Origin of the sequence: Mycobacterium sp. (assembly GCF_050700595.1) — a bacterium.
In the GTDB taxonomy this organism is placed as follows: domain Bacteria; phylum Actinomycetota; class Actinomycetes; order Mycobacteriales; family Mycobacteriaceae; genus Mycobacterium.
Window position 1 is genome coordinate 1 of sequence record NZ_JBOHHI010000128.1, and the last position, 22,638, is coordinate 22,638.

18 protein-coding genes and 1 riboswitch are annotated in these 22,638 nt (G+C 67.3%); of the genes, 9 read left to right on the forward strand and 9 right to left on the reverse strand.

Annotation, left to right across the window (positions count from 1 at the left end; genetic code table 11):
- Positions 1-120: 120 nt before the first annotated feature.
- Together ACRDTL_RS12565 and ACRDTL_RS12570 are read left to right on the forward strand one after the other, a co-directional pair.
- Complete coding sequence (locus tag ACRDTL_RS12565) at positions 121-3,408, forward strand: error-prone DNA polymerase (RefSeq protein ID WP_431507034.1); 3,288 nt, start codon at positions 121-123, stop codon at positions 3,406-3,408.
- A 91-nt stretch (positions 3,409-3,499) separates the two neighbouring features.
- Positions 3,500-4,144, forward strand: a complete 645-nt coding sequence (locus ACRDTL_RS12570; RefSeq protein WP_431507035.1) for a nitroreductase family protein — start codon at positions 3,500-3,502, stop codon at positions 4,142-4,144.
- Between the two features lie 11 nt (positions 4,145-4,155).
- Here the strand turns inward: ACRDTL_RS12570 and ACRDTL_RS12575 are convergent, their stop codons facing one another.
- Positions 4,156-4,620 carry a tRNA (cytidine(34)-2'-O)-methyltransferase gene (locus ACRDTL_RS12575; protein WP_431507036.1) on the reverse strand — a complete coding sequence of 155 codons (465 nt, stop codon included), beginning with the start codon at positions 4,618-4,620 and terminating at the stop codon, positions 4,156-4,158.
- A 261-nt stretch (positions 4,621-4,881) separates the two neighbouring features.
- On the opposite strand from ACRDTL_RS12575, the gene ACRDTL_RS12580 reads away from it, so the two are divergent.
- The 4 genes from ACRDTL_RS12580 to ACRDTL_RS12595 are packed head-to-tail and all read left to right on the forward strand — an operon-like array spanning position 4,882 to position 8,900.
- Entirely contained in the window at positions 4,882-7,524 is a 2,643-nt protein-coding gene (locus ACRDTL_RS12580; RefSeq protein ID WP_431507051.1) for a sensor histidine kinase, read from the forward strand.
- Positions 7,521-7,946: a roadblock/LC7 domain-containing protein gene (locus tag ACRDTL_RS12585; RefSeq protein WP_431507037.1), complete on the forward strand. Its 426-nt coding sequence runs from the start codon at positions 7,521-7,523 to the stop codon at positions 7,944-7,946. Before ACRDTL_RS12580 ends, ACRDTL_RS12585 begins: the two co-directional genes overlap by 4 nt.
- A gap of 17 nt (positions 7,947-7,963) precedes the next feature.
- Positions 7,964-8,335, forward strand: a complete 372-nt coding sequence (locus ACRDTL_RS12590) for a DUF742 domain-containing protein (RefSeq protein ID WP_431507038.1) — start codon at positions 7,964-7,966, stop codon at positions 8,333-8,335.
- A complete protein-coding gene (locus ACRDTL_RS12595; RefSeq protein WP_431507039.1) occupies positions 8,316-8,900 on the forward strand; it encodes a GTP-binding protein in 585 nt (194 codons plus the stop codon). The genes ACRDTL_RS12590 and ACRDTL_RS12595 overlap by 20 nt, the downstream gene beginning before the upstream one ends.
- 3 nt (positions 8,901-8,903) lie before the next feature.
- Here the strand turns inward: ACRDTL_RS12595 and ACRDTL_RS12600 are convergent, their stop codons facing one another.
- The 3 genes from ACRDTL_RS12600 to ACRDTL_RS12610 all read right to left on the reverse strand — a co-directional run bounded on the left by ACRDTL_RS12600 (position 8,904) and on the right by ACRDTL_RS12610 (position 15,468).
- Positions 8,904-11,519, reverse strand: a complete 2,616-nt coding sequence (locus ACRDTL_RS12600) for an ATP-binding cassette domain-containing protein (RefSeq protein ID WP_431507040.1) — start codon at positions 11,517-11,519, stop codon at positions 8,904-8,906.
- Positions 11,520-11,591: 72 nt separating this feature from the next.
- Positions 11,592-14,204 carry an FHA domain-containing protein gene (locus tag ACRDTL_RS12605; RefSeq protein WP_431507041.1) on the reverse strand — a complete coding sequence of 871 codons (2,613 nt, stop codon included), beginning with the start codon at positions 14,202-14,204 and terminating at the stop codon, positions 11,592-11,594.
- Positions 14,205-14,280: 76 nt separating this feature from the next.
- Entirely contained in the window at positions 14,281-15,468 is a 1,188-nt protein-coding gene (locus ACRDTL_RS12610) for an NADH:flavin oxidoreductase (RefSeq protein ID WP_431507042.1), read from the reverse strand.
- 35 nt (positions 15,469-15,503) lie between these two features.
- Between ACRDTL_RS12610 and ACRDTL_RS12615 the strand changes: the two genes are divergently transcribed.
- Genes ACRDTL_RS12615 through ACRDTL_RS12625 form a run of 3 tightly spaced genes read left to right on the forward strand, consistent with a single transcriptional unit; the run spans position 15,504 to position 17,185 of the window.
- A complete protein-coding gene (locus ACRDTL_RS12615; protein ID WP_431507043.1) occupies positions 15,504-16,349 on the forward strand; it encodes a bifunctional methylenetetrahydrofolate dehydrogenase/methenyltetrahydrofolate cyclohydrolase in 846 nt (281 codons plus the stop codon).
- Positions 16,346-16,627, forward strand: coding sequence for a DUF3017 domain-containing protein (locus ACRDTL_RS12620; RefSeq protein ID WP_431507044.1), 282 nt, complete (start codon positions 16,346-16,348; stop codon positions 16,625-16,627). The genes ACRDTL_RS12615 and ACRDTL_RS12620 overlap by 4 nt, the downstream gene beginning before the upstream one ends.
- 60 nt (positions 16,628-16,687) lie before the next feature.
- The gene (locus tag ACRDTL_RS12625) at positions 16,688-17,185 is read left to right on the forward strand and encodes a hypothetical protein (protein ID WP_431507045.1); all 498 of its coding nucleotides are present in this window, start codon (positions 16,688-16,690) and stop codon (positions 17,183-17,185) included.
- A gap of 8 nt (positions 17,186-17,193) precedes the next feature.
- On the opposite strand, the gene ACRDTL_RS12630 is transcribed toward ACRDTL_RS12625, so the two are convergent.
- The 5 genes from ACRDTL_RS12630 to ACRDTL_RS12650 all read right to left on the reverse strand — a co-directional run.
- Positions 17,194-17,592, reverse strand: a complete 399-nt coding sequence (locus tag ACRDTL_RS12630) for a DUF732 domain-containing protein (protein WP_431507046.1) — start codon at positions 17,590-17,592, stop codon at positions 17,194-17,196.
- A 128-nt stretch (positions 17,593-17,720) separates the two neighbouring features.
- Entirely contained in the window at positions 17,721-18,455 is a 735-nt protein-coding gene (locus ACRDTL_RS12635; protein ID WP_431507047.1) for a class I SAM-dependent methyltransferase, read from the reverse strand.
- The gene (gene metX / locus ACRDTL_RS12640; RefSeq protein WP_431507048.1) at positions 18,452-19,591 is read right to left on the reverse strand and encodes a homoserine O-acetyltransferase MetX; all 1,140 of its coding nucleotides are present in this window, start codon (positions 19,589-19,591) and stop codon (positions 18,452-18,454) included. The genes ACRDTL_RS12635 and metX overlap by 4 nt, the downstream gene beginning before the upstream one ends.
- 26 nt (positions 19,592-19,617) lie before the next feature.
- Positions 19,618-20,976 (reverse strand): bifunctional o-acetylhomoserine/o-acetylserine sulfhydrylase, encoded by a 1,359-nt coding sequence (locus ACRDTL_RS12645; protein WP_431507049.1) that lies wholly within the window; start codon positions 20,974-20,976, stop codon positions 19,618-19,620.
- Between the two features lie 166 nt (positions 20,977-21,142).
- Positions 21,143-21,262, reverse strand: a riboswitch (SAM riboswitch).
- Positions 21,263-21,559: 297 nt separating this feature from the next.
- Positions 21,560-22,638 (reverse strand): WD40 repeat domain-containing protein (locus ACRDTL_RS12650; RefSeq protein ID WP_431507050.1); only part of this gene is annotated, 1,079 nt, incomplete at its 5' end.

Below are 22,638 nucleotides of genomic sequence, written 5' to 3' on the forward strand. Positions count from 1 at the left end.
CCCTCAATTCACCCGCGAAACGCCGACAACCCTCTCCCGCAACAAAAAACATCCCTGAACAGCACAAAGGCGCCCACGAAAACCCGTGGAGCGCCACATACATTCGATACACTGGGCTGCGTGGGCTGGGGCAACGGGCCGCCGAGCTGGGCGGAGATGGAGCGGGTGCTCGACGGTAAGCCGCGCCGCGCCAGCGCGCCGGTCGCTGTTGAGCCGGCGGACGACGGCCCCCGGTCACGCAGACGCGGAAGGTATCAGCCGCCGGGTGACAACCGGCCGGTGCGTTCGTCGGTCGCGTATGCCGAGTTGCACGCGCATTCGGCGTACAGCTTCCTCGACGGGGCCAGCACTCCGGAGGAACTGGTCGAGGAGGCGGCGCGACTGGATCTGCGCGCCGTTGCGCTCACCGACCACAACGGTTTCTACGGCGCGGTGCGGTTCGCCGAGGCCGCCGCGGAACTGGACATGGCTACCGTATTCGGCGCGGAGCTGTCGCTGGGATCCGGCGCCCGCACCGACGAGCCCGATCCGCCCGGCCCGCATCTACTGGTGCTGGCCCGCGGCCCGGAAGGCTATCGACGGTTGTCGCGCCAGCTGGCCGCCGCACACCTGGCAGGTGGTGAAAAAGGCAAGCCACGCTTCGACTTCGACGCGCTGACCGACGCTGCCGGTGGGCATTGGCATATCCTGACCGGATGCCGTAAAGGCCATGTGCGTCGGGCGCTTCGCCGAGACGGCCCGGACGCAGCCGCAAAGGCGTTGGCCGACCTGGTGGACCGGTTCGGGGCCGATCGGGTCAGCGTCGAGCTCACCGGTCACGGCTACCCGTACGATGACGAAAACAACGCCGAGTTAGCCCGGATGGCAAGGCGATTCGGCCTCGATATGGTCGCCACAACCGGTGCGCATTTCGCCGCACCGTCGCGAGCCCGGCTGGCGATGGCAATGGGCGCGATACGCGCCCGCCACTGTTTGGACGAGGCTGCAGGCTGGCTGGCACCGCTGGGCGGCTCGCATCTGCGGTCCGGGGAGGAGATGGCCCGGCTGTTCGCGTGGTCCCTCGAAACAGTGACCGCCGCCGCCGAACTCGGTGAACAGTGCGCCTTCGGGCTGGCATTGATCGCCCCGCGGCTGCCGCCGTTCGACGTACCGGCCGGGCATACCGAAGACAGCTGGCTACGCGAGCTGACGATGGCCGGCGCCCGAAACCGCTATGGCCCGCCAGAGCATGCCCCAAGGGCCTACGCGCAGATCGAGCACGAACTGAGAGTTATTGCGCAGCTGAAGTTCCCGGGCTACTTCTTGGTGGTACACGACATCACCCGGTTCTGCCGGGACAACAACATTCTGTGTCAGGGCAGGGGATCGGCGGCCAACTCCGCGGTGTGTTATGCCCTCGGGATCACCGCGGTCGACCCGGTGGCCAACGAGCTGTTGTTCGAGCGGTTTTTGTCCCCCGTCCGGGACGGGCCACCCGACATCGACATCGACATCGAGTCGGATCAACGTGAAAAGGTCATCCAGTACGTCTACGACAAATACGGCCGTGACTACGCCGCGCAGGTCGCCAACGTCATCACCTACCGGGGACGGATCGCGGTGCGCGACATGGCCCGCGCCCTGGGTTTCTCGCAAGGCCAGCAGGACGCCTGGAGCAAGCAGATCAGCCGCTGGAACGGACTGGCCGGCTCACCTGATGTCGAGGGCATCCCCGGGCAGGTGATCGACCTGGCGACCCAGATCGCCAACCTGCCGCGCCACCTGGGTATCCACTCCGGCGGCATGGTGATCTGCGACCGCCCGATCGCCGACGTGTGTCCGGTGGAATGGGCACGCATGGCTAACCGCAGCGTATTGCAGTGGGACAAAGACGACTGTGCGGCAATCGGTTTGGTGAAATTCGACCTGCTCGGGCTGGGTATGCTCTCGGCGCTGCACTATGCGAAAGACCTGGTCGCCGAGCACAAGGGCGTCGAGGTGGACCTGGCCAAGCTGGACCTGTCCGAACCAGCGGTGTACGAGATGCTGGCGCGTGCCGACTCCGTCGGGGTATTCCAGGTGGAGTCGCGCGCACAGATGGCGACGCTGCCGCGCCTGCGGCCGCGGGTGTTCTACGACCTGGTGGTGGAGGTTGCGCTGATTCGTCCCGGCCCCATCCAGGGCGGTTCGGTGCACCCGTACATTCGCCGGCGCAACGGCGTCGACCCAGTCGTCTACGACCACCCCTCGATGGAGTCGGCGTTGCGCAAGACATTGGGAGTTCCGCTGTTTCAGGAGCAGCTGATGCAGCTCGCGGTCGACTGCGCCGGGTTTTCCGCTGCCGAGGCCGACCTGCTGCGGCGAGCCATGGGATCCAAACGCTCGGCCGAGCGGATGCGACGGCTGCGCGGCCGGTTCTACGACGGTATGCGCCAACTGCATGGCGCACCCGACGAGGTGATCGACCGGGTCTACGAAAAGCTGGAAGCCTTCGCCAATTTCGGTTTCCCGGAAAGTCATGCGCTGAGCTTCGCGGCGCTGGTGTTCTACTCGTCGTGGTTCAAGCTGCACCACCCGGCGGCGTTCTGCGCGGCGCTGCTGCGCGCCCAGCCGATGGGCTTCTATTCACCACAGTCACTGGTGGCCGATGCCCGCCGGCACGGTGTGACGGTGCACGGGCCAGACGTCAACGCCGGCCTGGCCTACGCCACCCTCGAGAACGCCGGAATGCAGGTTCGGCTCGGTCTGGGCAGTGTGCGTCATATCGGAGACGACCTGGCCGAAAAGCTGGTCGCGGAGCGAAAAGTAAATGGGCCGTTCGCTTCTCTGCTGGATTTGACGTCGCGGGTGCAGCTTTCTGTGCCGCAGACCGAAGCGCTGGCCACCGCTGGTGCGCTGAGCTGCTTCGGGCTCTCCCGCCGGGAGGGGCTGTGGGCGGCCGGGGCGGCGGCCACCGAGCGACCGGGCCGGCTACCCGGGGTGGGCTCGTCGTCGCACATCCCGGCATTGCCGGGGATGAGTGAGGTGGAGCTGGCCGCCGCCGATGTGTGGGCCACCGGCATCTCCTGCGACAGCTACCCCACCCAGTTCCTGCGGTCGGATCTGGAGGCGATGGGGGTGCTGCCCGCCGAGAAGCTGTTGGGAGTACCCGACGGCGATCGGGTGCTGATCGCCGGGGCGGTGACCCATCGGCAGCGGCCGGCGACGGCGCAGGGGGTGACGTTTCTCAACCTCGAGGATGAGACCGGGATGGTCAACGTGCTCTGCACACCGGGGGTGTGGGCGCGGCACCGCAAGCTGGCGCAGACGGCGTCGGCACTGCTGATCCGTGGTCGGGTCCAAAACGCCAGCGGCGCCGTCACCGTCGTGGCCGAGCGGTTGGGCAAGCTCAGCCTGCGGATGGCATCGAAGTCCCGCGACTTCCGCTGAATTCCCGGGCGAGCGTGCGCAAAACCGGGTTTGCACCCGCCGTGTCGACCGGGGACACGCACGCTCGCGCCAGAAGGATAGGCTCGCGCACATGACTCTGAACCTGTCCGTCGACGAAGTCCTGACCACCACTCGATCGGTGCGCAAACGCCTCGACTTTGACAAGCCGGTGAGCCGCGAGGTGGTGATGGAATGCCTCGAGTTGGCGTTGCAGGCACCCACCGGCTCCAATGCGCAGGGTTGGCAATGGGTGTTTGTCACCGACGCCGACAAGAAGAAGGCGATCGCCGACATCTATCTGAGCAATGCCAAGGGCTATCTCGCCCTGCCCTCACCGCAATACCCCGACGGCGACACCCGCGGCGAGCGGATGCCGTTGGTCAAAGATTCGGCGATGTATCTGGCCGAGCACATGCACGAGGCGCCGGTGCTGATGATCCCGTGCCTGCAGGGCCGGGTGGAGCAGGCACCGCTGCTGAGCTCGTCGTTCTGGGCATCGTTGTTCCCGGCGGCCTGGAGTTTTTGTCTCGCATTGCGGTCGCGGGGGCTGGGTTCCTGCTGGACGACGCTGCACCTGCTCGGCGACGGCGAAAAGCAGGCCGCCGAGCTACTCGGTATTCCGTTTGACGAGTACAGCCAGGGTGGGCTGTTCCCGATCGCCTACACCAAGGGCACCGATTTCCGGTCGGCCAAGCGATTGCCGGCCGAGGCCGTGACGCACTGGAACAGCTGGTGAACCAGACGCAGTCAAACCGCACCGGTGAACCCGTGCTGACGCCACGCCTCGTAGACGACGACTGCCGCCGCGTTGGACAGGTTCAGTGACCGCCGTCCGGCCAGCATCGGGATACGGAGCCGCGCGGTGATGTGCGTGTCGGTCAGGATCGCCTCGTCCAGCCCGGTGGGCTCCGGCCCGAACAGCAACACGTCGCCGGGCTGGTAGCCGACGTCGGTGAACAACGTCGAAGCATGGGCGGTGAACGCAAACACCCGCCGCGGTTCCAGCGCAGCCCACGCGGCATCCAGTGACGGATGCACAGTGACCGACGCCAGGTCGTGATAGTCCAGCCCGGCCCGCCGCAGCTTGGGTTCGGACAGCTCGAAGCCCAACGGTTCGACCAAGTGCAGTTCTGCGCCGGTGGCCGCCGCCGTCCGGATCGCATTGCCCGTGTTGGGTGCGATGCGCGGGGAATAGAACAGCAGCCGGAACATCTGTCGATCATCGCAGTTGTCCGCCGCCAATTTGCTCAGCTATCCTTTCGGCGGCTCAACCCGTTTCGGCGAACTCTGTTTGTTCAGTAAGAATTGTGGTCACGGTGGCCGCAGGCTGTCATACTCGTCGAGTTGCCAGGCGTATATATCGCTCGCCCGTCTGCCCTCGGGCCGGGTGCAATCAGCAGGAAGTCTCATGAACGACGCGCGAACACAACGTATTAGGGGAGCAATCGGCGGCACAGGCGCAGTCCGGTGACCATGTTCGACCGTCCGATCCGGGCGCTCCGACCCGCTGCTACAACCGGTCCAGCCGACACCCCGGACCGCCACGACTCCGCACCCGCAGCGGCGAAACGCCCACCCACATGGTCGCTGCGCAACTGGCCGGTCCGGTGGAAAGTCGTCGCGATTGTGGTGGTGCCACTGGTGCTGGCGATGGTTTTCGGTGGATTCCGGATCTACGGCGCGATGACCGACGTGGGCGACCTACGGCTGGCCGCCGACCGCGCCGAACTGATTCCAGCCATCACGAAGTACATGTCCGCACTCGATTCCGCGTTGTTGGCCAGCTCCCAGGGCGGTGACGTCGAGGGCGTCAAGAAGAACTACCAGGCCCGCAGGGACGAGTTGCAGGTGCGGCTGTCGGACACCGACGTCGTCTCCGACGTTCGCGCTGGCGTGGACACCCTGGTGCGCGATGGCCAGGCGCTGCTGAACAAGGTGGTGTCGAACGCGATCGGTTTGCGTGAGCGGGTGACCACCTACGCGCCCATCCTGTTGACTGCCGAGAACGTCGTCGACGGGTCGGTGCGGGTCGACAGCGCGCAGATCCGGGCGACGGCGCAGGGCTTGAGCCGTGCGGTCGGGGCCCGTGGCCAGATGTTGATGCAACAGCTGCTGATCACCGGCGGCGGCGCCCTGCCTGAGCCGGAGCTGCGCTCCTCGATGATGGCTTTGGCCGGTACCGAGCCGTCGACGCTGTTCGGAATGGCCGAGGTGCTCGGCGGCGGCTCGCCGGACGCCAAGAAGCTGCAGCAGCAGATGGTGACCCGGTTGGCGATCATGTCCAATCCGTCCAGCCTGCTGGTCAACAACCCGGAGTTGCTGCGCTCGACGCGGGCCACCGACGCGATCGCGACGCAGGTGATCAAGGAAACCACCGCGTCGGTGACGAAGTCGGTGGAGGACCGGGCCGCCAATCGGCGCGATACCGCGATTCGCGACACGGTACTGGTGCTGGCCGCCGTCGTGGCCGCGCTGCTGATCGTGTTGTTGGTGGCTCGCTCGCTGGTCGGACCGCTGCGGGTGCTGCGCGACAGCGCGTTGAAGGTCGCCCATGAGGACCTCGAGCGGGAGATCGCCCGGGCGCGGGCCGGCGACGAACGCGCCCCCGACCCGCTCCCGGTCCACACCACCGAGGAGATCGGCCAGGTCGCGCACGCGGTCGACGAGTTGCACACCCAGGCGCTGCTGCTGGCCGGTGACGAGGCTCGATTGCGGCTGCTGGTCAACGACATGTTCGAAACCATGTCGAGGCGCAACCGGTCGCTGGTCGACCAACAACTGCAACTGATCGACCGGTTGGAGCGTAACGAGGAGGACCCCGATCGGCTGGACAGCCTGTTCCGGCTCGACCACCTCGCCGCGCGGATGCGTCGCAATGGCGCCAATCTCCTGGTGCTGGCCGGCGCGCCGAGCTCGCGCGGAGACCGGCGCGGACCGGTACCGCTGTCGACGGTGATCAGCGCCGCCACCTCCGAGGTCGAGGAGTATCGGCGGGTCGAGATTGCCACGGTGCCCGACTGCAGGGTCAGCGCTGCCGCCGCCGGCGATGTCGTGCATTTGCTCGCGGAGTTGATCGACAACGCGCTGCGCTACTCCCCACCGATGTCACCGGTGCGGGTGTCGGCCGTGCGGCGCCGGGACGCCGGGGTGCTCCTCGAGATCGTCGACGTCGGCCTGGGCATGACCGAAGGCGACCGGCGCATCGCCAACATGCGGCTGCGCGCCGGAGGCGAGGTCACCCCCGACAACGCCCGCCATATGGGCCTGTTCGTGATCAGCCGGCTGGCCGATCGGCACGGCATTCGGGTGCGGCTGCGCGGTTCGTCGCGCGATCGGCGGCCGGCGGGGACGATGGCCGAGGTCTATCTGCCGGCCACGGTGTTGGCCGGCGCCGAAGGGTACCCGGCATCGGGTCCCACGGCGCCCCCGCGGCGGTTGGCCACTGTCGAGGAAGCGGTCGCCGCGGCGGACCGCCGGGACGCCGCGGAGTTTGTGGCCGATGCGGCGGAGCGTAACGGGTCCCATTCGCCCGAGTCGCCGGTCACGCTGTTGCCGCAGCGCAACCCCGGGGCCAGCGGCATCGCCGGCGGTTCTGCCCGGCCAGCGGAACCTTCTGAGCCGCAACCCGTTTCGGACACATCCACGTTCTTCACATCGTGCGCGCGGGTCGCCTCGGCGCCCGACCAGCCCTCCGAGCCGGGGACAGCCGACGTCGGCGCCGGACCGGGTGAGCCACCACAGGTGGACCTCATCTACCAGCGGATGCTTTCCGAGTGGCTGGTCGACCCGCACGAATTGGCACGCAGCTCCGATCTGGATTGGAACTCGGTGTGGGACCACGGCTGGTCGGCGGCCGCCGAGGTCGACAACGTGCCCGTCGCGACCCACACCGACCAGGGTCTGCCGGTGCGGGAACCCGGTGCCCGACTGGTGCCGGGTGCGGCCACACCCGAGTACAACGGAGTAGCATCCAACGGCGGATTGCAGTCCGGCCGGCATGAGGCCCCGGCCCGGGACCCCGATGCGATCCGTGCCTCCATCAGCAGCCACTTTGGCGGCGTGCGCGCAGGAAGGTCGCATGCCCGCGAGACAGATCAAGGACCTGATCACGAATGACCCGCCCTTTTGGTCCGTCCGGACCTGCGCACGACAGCTCGCTGGACTGGTTGGTGTCGAATTTCGCCCGGGAGGTCCCCGGGGTGTCGCATGCGGTGCTGGTTTCCGTGGACGGCCTGTTGATCGCTGCCAGCGAGCACCTGCCGCCGGACCGCGCGGATCAGTTGGCCGCGGTGGCGTCCGGGTTGGCCAGCCTGGCCAACGGCGCCGCGCAGTTGTTCGACGGCGGCCAGGTGCTGCAGTCGGTGGTGGAGATGCAGGACGGCTATCTGTTGCTGATGCGGGTCGGTGACGGTTCGCATCTGGCGACGCTGGCGGCGACGTCGTGCGATATCGGTCAGATCGGCTACGAGATGGCCGTCCTTGTCGAACGGGTCGGCGGCGTCGTGCAGTCGTCGCGACGTGCGCCCCAGCACTCGTGAAGCACTCGTGAGCCGCGATGAACAGACGCGAGCCGCCGCCACCCGCGGCTGAGGCGAGTCTGGTCCGTCCGTACACTCTGACGGCCGGGCGGACCGAAACCAGCGTCGACCTTCCTCTGGAAGCGCCGGTGCAAACGTTGCAGTCGGCGCTGTTCCACCGGTGGCCGCCCAACGACATACGAGGCAGGATCGTCCAACTGTGTATCAAGAGCCCCTCGGTTGCGGAAATCTCAGCGCGCCTGGACCTGCCGCTGGGCGTCGTGCGTGTCCTGGTCGGCGACCTGGTCACGTCGGGATACCTTCGGGTGCACCCGACACTTGACCGGTCGACCCGCGACGAGCGCCGCGAACTGATAGGAAGGACGCTGCGTGGCCTACGAGCACTCTGAGCGGCGAAATCCCGTTTCGACGAAGATCGTCGTCGCGGGCGGGTTCGGCGCCGGTAAGACGACGTTCGTCGGTGCGGTCTCGGAAATCATGCCGCTGCGCACCGAAGCAATGGTCACCGACGCTTCCACCGGCGTGGACATGCTGGAGGCCACGCCGCACAAGCGGACCACCACGGTGGCGATGGACTTCGGCCGGATCACCCTCGACGAGGGTCTGGTGTTGTACCTGTTCGGCACGCCGGGGCAGCGCCGGTTCTGGTTCATGTGGGACGACCTGGTGCGCGGCGCGATCGGCGCGATCATCCTGGTCGACTGCCGGCGCCTTGCCGACAGCTTCGCAGCGGTCGACTTCTTCGAGCACCGCAGCCTGCCGTTCCTCGTCGCGGTCAACGAATTCGACGGCGCCCCACGGTATCCGGTTGCCGAGGTGCGCAAGGCGCTGACGCTGGCCGAACACATCCCGATCATCAGCCTCGATGCCCGTGATCGCAGGTCGACAACCGACGCGTTGATCGCCGTCAGTGAGTATGCGCTGGCCAGCTTGACCGCCCGGACGGGCAGTTGATTCTCAGCGGCGCAGCCGGATCCGCCACCAGACAAAGGCGGAGTACACCGTCGCCAGCACGCCGAGCATGGCCATGTCGAGCAGCCAGGCACCGGCCGTGTGGTTCCAGTGGCTGTCCTTCGGGCTGAACGGACCGGGTTCCACGGTGTTCAAGTCGACCGTCGACGCCGACGCCGCGAAACCCCACCGCGCCGGGGTCAGCCAGGACAGCTGGTCCAGGACCGCGCGGTTGGTCACCGGGATCATCCCGCTGGAGAACACCAGCTGCGCCATGATCGCCACCACCAGTAGCGGCAGAATCTGGTCGCTGGAGCGGGCCAGCGCCGACAGCGCCATGCCGATGATCGCCGAGACGACGCAGGTCCCAGCGACCGCGACAAACAGTTCCAGGACGGGACTACCCAGCAGCACCGCGCCACGAGTCGGCGCGCCCTTGCCGATCACCGCGATGGTGGTGGCGATCCCGGCCTGGGTGGTGGCGAACATGGTGAACACCGCGATCTTGGCCAGCAGGTAGGCGCGGGTGGACAAGCCGAACGCTTGTTCGCGGTGGAAGATGGTGCGTTCGCCGACCAGGTCGCGAATGGTCAGCGCGGTACCCATGAACACAGCGCCGATATCGAGCAACACCAGGATCTGCGCGGGTTCGGCAGGTGTCTTGCCGCGCGGGTCGGTCATCCCGAACCCGGCGTTGCCCGGGACGGTCAGGGCGAGTAACCCGATAATGAACGGCAACGCCGCCAGAAACACCGTGTACCACCGGTCGGAGACGACCAGCCGAACCTGCCGGCGCGCGATCGTGGAGAACTGACGCCGCACGTCCACGTGCACCGGCTCGCCCAGGTCGCCCGGTTCGGCGGCCTTTTCCAGCGGCGGCTCCGGCTGTTTTTGTGCCAGGAAGCGGCGCTTGGCTTCGTCCGGGTCGGCGCCCACGCTGGTGAAGATGTGGGCCCAGTTGTCGGTTCCCATGACCGAGCCGATCTCGTCGGGCCGTCCGAAGTATGCCGTCTTACCGCCCGGTGCCAGCAGCAGTAACTGGTCGCACAGGTCGAGGTAGGCGACCGAGTGGGTCACCACCAGCACGGTGCGGCCGGCGTCGGCGAGCCGGCGCAGCATCATCATGACTTGGGAATCCAGGGCCGGGTCCAGGCCGGTGGTCGGCTCGTCGAGGATCAGCAGCGACGGGCCGGTGAGCAGCTCGAGTGCTACCGAAGCGCGTTTGCGTTGCCCGCCGGACAGCTTGTCCACCCGGGAGTCGGCCTGCTTCGTCAGGTCGAGTTCCTCGAGTACGTGAGCGACGATCTGCGCGCGGTCGGCCTGGCTGGTGTCGGGCGGCAACCGCAGTTCAGCCGCGTAGCCGAGTGCCTGGTTGACCGTCAACTGCCGGTGCACCACGTCGTCCTGCGGGACCATCCCGATCCGGCTGCGCAGTGACGCGTATTCGGCGTGGATGTCGTGTCCCTCGAATATGACCGAACCCGAGCCCGGCCGGGTGTATCCCGCGATCAACCGGGCCAGCGTGGTCTTGCCGGCGCCCGATCCGCCGATGATCGCGGTCAGCGTGCCCGGCCGAGCGGTCAGTGAGATGTCGTCGAGCAGGTCGTTGCCGTCGATCTGGAAGCGCACCCCGTCAACTTCCAGTCCGCCGGTACGCGCCTCGGCGTCGTCTTGGCGGAGCAGGGTGCCGCCGCTGAACTCCAAATCGATGTTGCCGATCGTGACCACGTCGCCCTCACCGAGCACAGCCGACCCGACCCGGACGCCGTTGACGAACGTGCCGTTGACGCTCTGGTTGTCCCGGATCTCGACGCCCAGTGGCGTCGGGATCAGCACCGCGTGGTAGCGCGAGGCCAGCACATCTGGGACGACGACGTCGTTGTCGTTGGCCCGACCGATCCTCGCCGAACCAGACGACTGCTCTGGTTCCGGGGCCTGGGACCGCAAGGCGCGGATGATCTTGGTCGCCAGGTGTGAATGATCCGCCGCGGGGGTTGGCCGGGTATGCGGCTGGGAGTCGGCGGGCGGCGCGGCCCGCGGCGGTGGCGGTGCGTGCCGGGGTGGCCGGGCGGGCGGCTGCCGCGTCGGCCGTGCCCTTTGAGGCGAGTTGGCCGGATACGCGGGCGGCCGCTGGGCGCCCGGGTGAATCGGCTGAGTGGCCGGGGCGATGGGCACCGACGAGCCCGGATGGGATGGCGCGGGCGGTCGCGGCCTGCTCATCGTTCGCGGCGGCTGCCCTGGCTGGACGCGCTGCCGGCCCGCCAGTGGTTGAGCCGCCCGCGCCGGTCGCGGGGGCCGGCCGGCCATCCCGGCGTCGCGCTCGACCTCACAGACCAGGCACGGCCCGTCGGGAGTGCCGAGGTGGATGCGCTGGCCGTCGCCGATGTCGGCCACTTCGAACCGGCGCCCATTCACAAACGTCCCGTGGCGCGAGCGGTTGTCGATCGCCACCCATCTGCCCTGGTCGCACCGCAGCAGCAGATGCACACGCGACGCCAGTGGGTGTGCGACGCGTATGTCGGCGTGCGGATCGCGTCCGATGACGACATCGTGGCCGGTTGCGAAGGTACGTAGTGACCCGTCGTAGCGAACACGCAGCACAGGCGGCGCCACGGTGCTCATACGAACGATTTGTAGCCCGTTCCGGCCATCCCGAAACCGGACGGCCGCAGAATGTGACGTAAACGGAAGTTGTCAGCGCCTGAGCCGGATGTGCCACCGGATATAGCCGGCATAGACCATCGACAGGACCGCGAGCATGAACATGTCGAATAGGTAGATGTGCTTCGAGTGCTGCCATATCGGATCGTTCGTCGGGATTTGCGGAACCTTCACCAGGCTCGGAAAGTCGATCGATGACGCTCCCGCGGCGTATCCCCAACGTCCGGGCGTCACCCAGGAAAGTTGGTTCAGCCCAAGCCGACCGGTCACCGGAATCATCCCGCCGCAGAGCACCAGCTGCCCCATGATCGACACCACCAGCAGCGGCATGATCTGCTCGTTGGACTGTGCCACCGCCGACATCAGCAGGCCGAGCATCGCCGACGCGACGCAGGTGGCGGCAACCGTGAGGAACAGCGAGAACGTGGAGTTACCGAAGAGCGGCGGGTCAGCAGTCGGTGCGCCCTTGCCGACCCGCACTATCGCCGTCGCGATCGCCGCCTGGGCGGTCGCGAAAGCGCAGAAAACGACGACCTTGGCCAGCAGATAAGCGGTGGTGGACAGGCCGACCGCCTGTTCTCGGCGGAAGATCGGGCGTTCGCCGATCAGGTCGCGGATGGTCAACGCGGTGCCCATGAAGACCGCCCCGATATTGAGCAGCACCATGATGTACTGCGGTTGGGTGGGTGCGGGCCCGTTTGGGGCGGCAGGGCCCAGGCCGGGGTGGGGGCCTTTCACCGTCAGCGACAGCGCACCGATGAGGAACGGCAATATCGCCAGGAACACCGTGTAGCCACGGTCGGAGACGACGAGTCGAACCTGACGACGGGCGATGGTGGACAGCTGGCGCCACCTGTCGGTGTGCACCGGCTCGCCCAGATCCCCCGGCGCCGCCTGGGCCAGCCCGGCTTGTGACTGTTGCCGTTGGCTCTTTCTTGCCATGTAGCGGCGGTTGGCTTCGTCCGGGTCGGCGCCCACCTTGGCGAAGATGTCGGCCCAGTTGGTGGTGCCCAACGTGTCGCCGACTTGGTCGGGCGGGCCGTTGAACGCCGTCTTGCCGCCCGGTGCCACCAGCAGGATCTGATCGCAGACGTCGAGGTAGGACACCGAGTGGGTGACCACCAGTACCACGCGGCCGGCGTCGGCAAGCTGCCGCAGCATCAGCATGACTTGACGGTCCAGCGCCGGGTCCAGACCGGAGGTCGGCTCGTCGAGCAGCAGCAGAGACGGTTGGGTGAGCAGTTCCAGCGCCACCGACGCGCGTTTACGTTGGCCACCGGAGAGCTTGTCCACCCGGGTGTCGCCCTGCTTGGTCAGGTCGAGCTCCTCGAGAACCCCCGCGACGACCTGGGCACGTTCTTCTTTGCTGGTGTCGGGCGGCAGCCGCAGCTCGGCGGCGTAGCCGAGCGCCTGGTTGACGGTGAGCTGGCGGTGCACGACGTCATCCTGCGGAACCATCCCGATCCTGCTGCGCATCGTCGCGTACTCGCGGTGGATGTCATGTCCTTCGAAGGTGATCGAGCCGCCGCTGGGGCGGGTGTATCCGGCGATCAGCCGGGACAGCGTGGTCTTGCCCGCACCGGATCCACCAATGATGGCGGTCAGCGTGCCGGGCCGGGCGATCAGCGAGATGCTGTCGATCAGTTCCTTGCCGTCGATCTTGAAGTGCACCGCGTTGACCTCGAGGCCGCCGGTCCGCGTCGCGGCCTCGGTGCGGCGGACCAGGGTGCCATCGCTGAATACCAGGTCGACGTTGCCGATCGTGACCACATCGCCCTCGGTAAGCACTGCGGACCCGACCCGGGTGCCGTTGACGAAGGTCCCGTTGATGCTGCGGGCGTCCCGGATCTCGGTGCCAAGCGGCGTCGACACCAGGAACGCATGGTGGCGCGATGCCAAAACATCCTGAATGACGATGTCGTTGTCGCCGGCGCGGCCGATCGTCGCGGAACCGGCGGGCTTCTCGGGGGTCGCAGCGCCGGGGCGGAAGACCTGAATCATCTTCGTGGCCAGGTTCGCCACCTCGGGCGGCTTCGCCGATGCGGGCGCCCTCCGGGTCTGCGGCGCGAACTCCGGTGCCGGTTGGACGGGGGGCGGCGGCCGACCCGGCGGCGGTGGGCCGGACGGATAGCCCGGTGGCCGATGACCACCGCCGGCGGGATGCATCGGGGGTGGCGACGCCGGCGTCGCGCCGGGATGCGGTCGTGACGGCGCCTGCGGTGGCCGGGAGCCGCCCATCTGTTGGTGCGCGGGCGCAGGCTGCGACACGCGTGGCCCGCCCGACGGTTGAACAATCCGCATCGACGCGGTCATGGGTGGCCGACCGGCCATACCGGTGTGCCGGCCGACCTCGAAAGTCAGCCGTGGCCCGTCGGGATTACCGATATTGATGCTCTGGCCGTCGCGGATGTCGATTACCGGGACTCGGCGGCCGTTGACGAACGTCCCGTTCAGCGAACCGTTGTCGATCGCCAGCCAGCGGCCCTGGTCGAAGCGCAGCAGAAGATGCGCTCGCGAAATCAGCGGATGCGTGATCCGCATATCGGCGCGAAGGTCACGCCCGATGACCACATCATGGCCCGGTGCGAACGTACGTTGCGATCCGTCGTACCTGACGGTCAGCGCCGGTGGTGCTGCTTGACTCATCGACACAACTGTAGCCGCTTGCTCACGGCCCCGACTTTCTCCATTGTGGCGCAGTGCTGCCCGAGCGACTCCGGCGTCACTGCAGGGCGTCGGGGGCGCCGGTGACGACGCAGCTGGTGCGGCTGTAGATCGTCGGCATGCATCGGTTGCAGTGCGTACACGCCGAATGCACGCTGTGCTCATCGCGGATCCGGTTGATCAAATCCGGCTCCGCCAGCAATGCCCGCGCCATCGCGACGAAGTCGAAGCCCTCCGCCATGGCCAGCTCCATCGATTCGCGACTTGTGATGCCGCCCAGCAGGATCAACGGCATCGTCAGTTCTGCGCGGAACAGCCGGGCGTCGCGCAGCAGGTAGGTCTCGCGGTAGGGGTATTCGCGCAGGAACTTGTGGCCGGTCATCCGGATACCCCAGCGCAGCGGCGGCTTGAAGGCTCCGGCGAACTCTTTGACCGGCGCGTCGCCGCGGAACAGATACATCGGATTGACCAGCGAGCTGCCGGCGGTCAGCTCGAGCGCGTCCAGTCCGCCGTCGTCCTGCAGCCACTTCGCGGTGGTCAGCGCTTCGGAGACCGTGATACCGCCGCGCACACCGTCGGCCATGTTGATTTTGGCGGTCACCGCGATTTGCGTTTGTACCGCGCGGCGCACCGCCATCACCAGTCCGCGGGCCACCTTGGCCCGGTTCTCCAGCGACCCACCGAACTCGTCGTCGCGGCGGTTGATCAGCGGACTCAAGAAGGAACTGGCCAAGTAGTTGTGGCCCAGATGAATCTCCACCGCGTCAAATCCCGCGTCCACGGCCAACGTGGCGGCGTTGGCATGGGCGGTCATGACGTCGTCGATGTCGTCGCGGCTGGCCTTGCGGGCGAACCGCATCCCAAGCGGGTTGAAGAACCGCACCGGCGCCAGTGCCCTGGCCTTGTTGGAACGCGCGTCGGCGACCGGGCCGGCGTGCCCGATCTGCGCGCTGACCGCCGCGCCCTCGGCGTGCACGGTTTCGGTGAGCCGGCGCAGCCCCGCCACTGCTTCCGGTCGCATCCAGATCTGGTTGCCGCTGGTGCGGCCGCCGGGGGAGACCGCGCAGTACGCAACGGTCGTCATGCCGACCCCGCCGGCGGCCGGAAGCCGGTGGTATTCGATCAGGTCGTCGGTCACCAGCGCTTCGGGCGTGCGGGCCTCAAACGTCGCGGCCTTGATGATGCGGTTCCGCAGCGTCAGCGGGCCGAGTTTCGCCGGCGCAAACACGTCCGCCGCAACAGTCATATCGGGAGTTTAGCGATCATGCCAGACTGTCAGGCGTGGGTGCGATCACGCTGGACGGCAAGGCCACACGCGACGAGATTTTCGTCGACCTCAAAGGGCGAGTGGAGGCACTGACCGCATCGGGCCGTACTCCCGGGCTGGGCACCATCCTGGTCGGCAACGACCCCGGATCGCAGGCCTATGTGCGCGGTAAGCACTCCGATTCCGCCAAGGTCGGTATCACGTCGATCCGCCGCGATCTGCCCGCCGATGTCAGCCAGGCCAAGCTGGACGAGACCATCGACGAACTCAACGCCAACCCCGAGTGCACCGGTTACATCGTGCAGCTGCCGCTGCCGAAGCAGCTCAACGAGAACGCCGCGCTGGAGCGGGTCGACCCGACCAAGGATGTCGACGGGCTGCACCCGACCAACCTGGGCCGGCTGGTGCTGGGTACTCCGGCGCCGTTGCCGTGTACCGCGCGCGGCATCGTGCACCTGCTGCGCCGCTACGACGTCGAAATCGCCGGTGCGCACGTGGTTGTCATCGGCCGAGGTGTGACGGTCGGTCGGCCGTTGGGGCTGCTGCTGACCCGCCGCTCGGAGAACGCCACAGTGACGTTGTGCCACACCGGGACTCGCGACCTGGCCGGGCTGACCCGACAAGCGGACATCATTGTGGCGGCCGTCGGTGTGCCGCACCTGCTGACCGCCGACATGGTGCGTCCCGGTGCTGCGGTCGTCGATGTCGGCGTCAGCCGCACCGACGACGGGCTGGTCGGTGACGTGCACCCGGATGTGTGGGAGGTCGCCGGTCATGTGTCGCCGAACCCCGGCGGTGTCGGCCCGCTGACCCGGGCGTTCCTGCTGACGAACGTCGTCGAATTGTCCGAGCAGCGATGAGCCTGCGGGGGCTGGTCCGGGCGCAGTGGCCGATCACGCTGGTGGGGTTGATCTTCGTCGTCGCGTTCACACTGGCCGGCGCCAACTACTGGCGCCGCGGTGCGCTGCTGATCGGCATCGGCGTCGGCGTGGCCGGCGTGCTGCGGCTGGCGTTGTCCGACGACCGTGCCGGTCTTTTGGTGGTGCGCAGCAAGGGTGTCGACTTCGCTACGACGGCGGTGGTGGCCGCGTCGATGGTCTACATCGCCTGGACGATCGACCCGTTGGGAACGCGTTAGATCCGCGACACGCGCGGCGGCGCGGCGATTTCGGCGCCGGCCTGGTTGAGAATGCGGGGTGTGACCAGACCGACCTGTGCCGCATTGACCGCTGCACTGGTGAGCGCCTCGCTGTGTTCCGCTCCGATGACATGGGCGGGCCCCGCCGGGCAGGTCTGGAACGGTCAATACGCCTTTACCCGTTACCTCGAGCAAAAAACCGGCACCAGTCTCGCGGCCAGCCAACCCGAAGACAACTCCACCGACGTGTACACAATGTCCACCACCTGTTCCGCTGGAGGTTGTGTCGCCACGGTCATCGACGGTCCGCTTCCGAAGAACCCGACGCTTCCACCCCGGGCGCACTATACCTGGGACGGTAGGCAGTGGGCGAAGGTCAACGACTGGCAGTGGGACTGCCTGCGACCGGACGGATCGGTCGAATGGGATCAAGCACGATCCTGGGCCAACTACCAACCCCAGCCCGACGGAACGTTGCTCGGCACATGGCACAACGAGATCTACACCGGCACCTGTCGAGGGACGGTCGACGTGAAGGTCGCGGCGAGTCCCGTTTGACCGGCCGACTACAGCGCGGGCATACCCGGCATACCCGGCATACCCGGCATACCCGGCAGCGACGGCAGACTGGGCATTTGGCCGTTCTCGAGCGACCCCATCATCGACGGGCAGTACATCGATACCGCGATGCTGGTGAACATCTCCGCCATGGCCGGCGACATACCGTTGTTCCCGACGATGTTCGACGCAGCGGAGGCGAATGTGCCACCCGGCTGAGCCAGCATAGGGCAGACGGACTGGCCCAGTGCAGCGGTGCTTCCCGGATCGCCGGAGTTGACCCCAGCGCCGTTGAGCGCGGAGAGGAACGAATCGTCGATCGGGTCTGCCTGCGCCGGCGCGGCCAATACTGCGGCCGTACTGATCAGACCGACGGCTGTCGCCAGCGAAATCCAGTTGCGACGCATATACCGCTCCTCATCTGTTGGGATCTGTTGGGCCCTCAGGGAACAGTGATTGATCCACGTCACGTCCACGACACGGCTGGGTAAAGGTTTGCGCACAACTTCGACGAGTCGAGTGACCAGTGGGCAGGCTATGTAGAAAGCGTCGCCCGCACGCAGACCGTAACATACGGCAGCGCAAGGCCTTCTACGTTCACCAGCGCAGGATGGGTGGCCAGCAGATCGCGAACCTGGTCGAGCGTCTTGGCGCGGACATCCGTCGGTGAGGTGATGCAGTAGGTACGTGAGGCGACCAGGTCGATAAGGGCTTGCGGCGTCAGGTAATTGGTCCACTCAACCTGATGGCGCTCTAAGCCGGTGAACGGTTGCCGCAGTGTCACCTTGTCGCGGACCGGATCGCCGTCGCGACCGATGATGCGACCGAGTTCGCGTACCCAGCCGAGCCGCTCGTCGCGGGTATTCCACACCAAACCGAGTCGGCCGCCGGGGCGTAGCACCCGGGCTACTTCGGGAATCGCCCGCTCCGGCTCGAACCAATGCCATGCCTGCGCGACCAGTACCACATCAACACTGTTGTCCTCCAACGGAATGTCTTCCGCCGTGCCAAGCAGCACCGGTGTAGCGGGCAGAGAACTACGCAGCACTTCCAGCATTTCTGCGATCGGGTCGACGGCGACCACGTCCAGCCCGCGTTCCACTAGCCGAGTGGTCAGCTTGCCGGTGCCTGCACCCAAGTCCAGGACGTCGCGAGCCCCGGCCGGCAGCAGCCAGTCGATCGCCTCCGGTGGGTAGGACGGGCGGCCCCGCTCGTAGGCAGCCGCTTGCGAGCCGAACGACAGCGAGCGGTCTTGCCGGGAGCGGGTCACCGCGGACGCACACCCTCGGCCGCGGCCAGTTTGAGTGTCTGGCGCACCAATTCGCCGACGGCCTCGGATTCCAGCAGGAAGCCGTCGTGCCCGTAGATCGAGTCGACGACGTGCAGCCGGCTACATCCGGGCAACAGGTCGGCCAGCTCCTCCTGCAGTCGCAGCGGGTAGAGCCGGTCGGAGGTGATGCCGCCGACCACCGCCGACACCGGGCATCCGCGCAGCGCCGTGGCGACTCCGCCGCGGCCCCGACCGACGTCGTGGCTGTTCACCGCTTCGGTCAGTACCACATAACTGCCGGCGTCGAACCGCGACACCAGCTTGCTGCCTTGATGCTCCAGGTAGCTCTGCACCGCATAGCGGCCACCGTCCAACGGAACTTCGTCGTCTTGCGCGTCGTTGGCGAACCGGGTGTCCAGCTCGACCTCACCCCGGTAGGTCAGGTGCGCGATGCGGCGAGCGATCCGCAGGCCGGCGTCTGGAGTCCGCCCGGTGCCGTGGTAGTCACCGCCCTGCCAGTTCGGGTCGACCTTGATCGCCGCGATCTGGGTGGCCTGGGTACCGATCAGGTCGGCGGTCGAGCGCGCGCTCACCGCCAGCAGCAGCCCGGCGCCGACCCGGTCGGGGTGACTGACCATCCATTCCAGCGCGCGGGCGCCGCCCATCGACCCGCCCACCACGGCGGCGACGTTGGTGATGCCCAGCGCGGCCAGCGCGGCTACATCGGCCTCCACCTGATCCCGCATCGATATCAACGGAAACCGTGAGCCCCAGGGCTTTCCGTCACGGGCCAGCGAGCTGGGGCCGGTCGAGCCGCGGCAGCCGCCCAGCACGTTGGTGGCCACCGCGCACCAGCGGTCGGTGTCGATCGGTGCGCCCGGCCCGGCGATACCATCCCACCAGCCCGGTGTCGGATGCCCGGACCCGGCGGGCCCGGTGATATGCGAATCGCCGGTGAGCGCGTGCAATACCATCACCACGTTGTCGCGGGTGGGCGATAACTCGCCCCAGCGCTGCACGGCAATACAGACGTCTTCGATCACCTCGCCGCTTTCCAACGTCAGCGAGCCGATGTCGATGACGGCGACCTCGCCTTCGGCGGGCAGCGTCTGGGTTCCTACGTCGGAGATCGTCACCTCAAGCCTCCTCACACGGGCCTTTCTCAAAATGCCGCCACCGCATGGGGATCGGCGGCCGATGCGTCGGGGTACCTGCGAGCCGCGGCAAAGCCCAGCTCGAGGTCGGCCAGGATGTCGTCGACGCCCTCGATACCGACGGCCAGCCGCACCAAACCCGGGCTGACGCCGGTGGTGAGTTGCTCCTCGGGGCTCAGCTGGGAATGAGTCGTCGACGCCGGGTGGATCACCAGCGACCGCACGTCACCGATGTTGGCGACGTGGCTGTGCAGCCGCAGCGCGTTGACAAACGCTTTCCCGGCATCGACCCCGCCGGCGAGTTCGAACGCAAGAACAGCCCCAGTTCCTTTGGGCGCCAGTTTCTTTCCCCGCTCATACCACGGCGAGCCGGGTAGTCCGGCGTAGTTCACCGACACCACATCCTGGTGGCTGTCCAGGAATTCGGCGACACGCTGTGCGTTGGCCACATGTCGCTCCATGCGCAGACTCAGGGTTTCCAGACCCTGCGCCACGAGAAACGCGTTGAACGGCGACGCCGCCGACCCGTAGTCGCGCAGCAGTTGCACCCGGGCTTTGACCGCGAACGCCGCCGGCCCCAGCTCGGCATACACCACGCCGTGGTAGCTGGGATCGGGCGTGGTGAATCCGGGAAAGCGGCCGGCCGCCCAGTCGAACGTCCCGCCGTCGACGATCACCCCGGCGACTGCCGCACCGTGCCCGCCCAGGTACTTGGTGGCCGAATGCACGACGATGTCGGCGCCGTGGGCGATCGGTCGGATCAGGTAGGGGGTGGCAATGGTGTTGTCGACGATCAGCGGCAAGCCGTGCTCGTGCGCCACCGCCGACACGGCGGGAGTGTCGAGGATGTCGATCTGCGGGTTCGAGATGGTCTCGCCGAACAAGGCCTTGGTGTTCGGCCGTATCGCGGAAGTCCAGGACTCCAAATTATCGGGGTCCGGCACGAAGCTCACCTCGACCCCGAGCTTGGCCAGCGAATAGTGGAACAGGTTATAGGTGCCGCCGTAGAGCCGGGGGCTGGACACGATGTGGTCGCCCGCACCGGCCAGGTTCAGGATCGCGAACGTCTCGGCGGCCTGGCCGGACGCCAGAAACAGCGCCGCTACCCCGCCCTCGAGTGCGGCGACGCGCTGTTCGACGACGTCGGTGGTCGGATTGCCGATCCGGGTGTAGATGTTGCCCGGCGCCTCGAGCCCGAACAGCGCCGCCGCGTGTGCGGTGTCGTCGAAGGTGTACGACGTGGTCGCATAGATCGGCAGGGCGCGAGCGTTGGTGACCGGATCCGGCCGCTGGCCCACGTGGACCTGTTTGGTTTCAAACGACCAGTGCGCGGTCGGATCGCTGTCGGTGGTGTTGTGGGCGCTCATGTAGTCGCTTTCTGCTGGAAGGTGTGGTTGCTCACCGGCGTGCGGGACGTCATCTGGCGACGACGTCGACGGCAGGCCACCCGTTCAGCAACTACGACACACGATGGGCCAGCCCAAATAGGCGTGCATCAGGTTTCCCTGTCTACTCGGGGGGCCCGTCACGGCGGACCCGCGCTTGCCGCGTAGCCGGTTGTGGCTACTCAACCTGGTCATCACCCGGGGCACCCCACCGCGGTTGGAGGGTTGCCGGCCAGCAAGCCGGGGCTTGACGCTGGCACTCATGACCGCCTTGAAGCTTATCGCACGACGTCGACCCGATGCCACCTGGCTGATTGGTGGCGGCCCGCTGCGCCCGGCTTCGCCGCGCTGGCGATCGCCACGGGGCCGATTGGTGGCGACCCGTTGCGCCGGCGCAAATACCCGCGCCGCGGCAGAGCGCGGTGCCGGGCCGCGGTATCAACACTTGCGTTTTCATCAGACTTCTTGCGTAACGGTCGGTTTGGGATGAACCCGTCACCGAGACCGAATGTGATCGACGATTTCAATGCGGGTTGTTCTCGATTCTCTTGTATTTCAATGCGGTTCAGTTCTGCGGTACGGGCAGGTCGGGGCAGAGGGTGATGTAGCCGATGCTGGGTGGGATCCAGTCGTGCCAGTCGTGGTGGCTGATGTTGGAGGTGAGTTTCGAGCAAAGGGTGGCGACGGTGGCGTCGAGGGGGGTGGGCCACAACCGGATGGTGGTGTCGGTGCTGCCGGAGGCCAGGGTGTGCCCGTCGGGGCTAAACGCCACACTGTGCACGACACTTGTGTGGCCGGTCAGGGGCTGGCCCAGCGGGCCCGGGTGCGCCGGGTCGGTGAGGTCCCACAACCGCACGGTGTGATCCTCGCTGCCGGAGGCCAGGGTGTGCCCGTCGGGACTGAACGCCACGGCTTCCACGGCGCCGGTGTGGCCCCGCAGGGGCTGGCCCAGCGGGCCCGGGTGGGCCGGGTCGGTGAGATCCCACAACCCCACGGTGGTGTCGCGGCCGGCGGAGGCCAGGGTGTGCCCGTCGGGGCTGACCGCCACACCTTCCACGGCTGCCGGCGTGGGGATGATGATGCGGGTGGTGTTCAGCGCGGCGGTGGCGGTGTAGAACGCGCCACGGCTAGCCACGGGGTCGGAGCGGATTCGTTGCGCGGCAAAGGTATCGGCGAGCGCCTGCATGTCACTGTCGGCAGTGACCCCGGAAAATACCGCCGCTGCCGCGGTGTCGAACTGGGCGGCCAGCGCGTCGCGCGCTACCCGAATGGCGTTCTTCCGCTGCACATAGGCGATCGATGCGGCTACCAGAGCGAAGACAGTCAACAGGGCCAGTCCGGCAATTGCCGCGCGCCGCAGGCGCCGGAACCGGCGCTGCTCACGCAGATCATCACTGGTTAAGTGGTCTTTGGGCTTGCCGTGAATCGGGGCGGCCAACGAGGCGACTTTGTCGCGGAACGCCAGTGCCCGAATGTCCCAGGGTGCATCGCCACTAACGTCGATGTAGAGGGGCTCAAATGGCAGCGAACCCGGTTCGGTCAACGCCGGCGGAGCCGCACTAGAGTGCTCGGGGTCGAATCGCGCGTCGTTCGCGTTCCACTGCAGCCGGCCCTCGGCCAGCGCCAACATCAACTTGTCGTGCC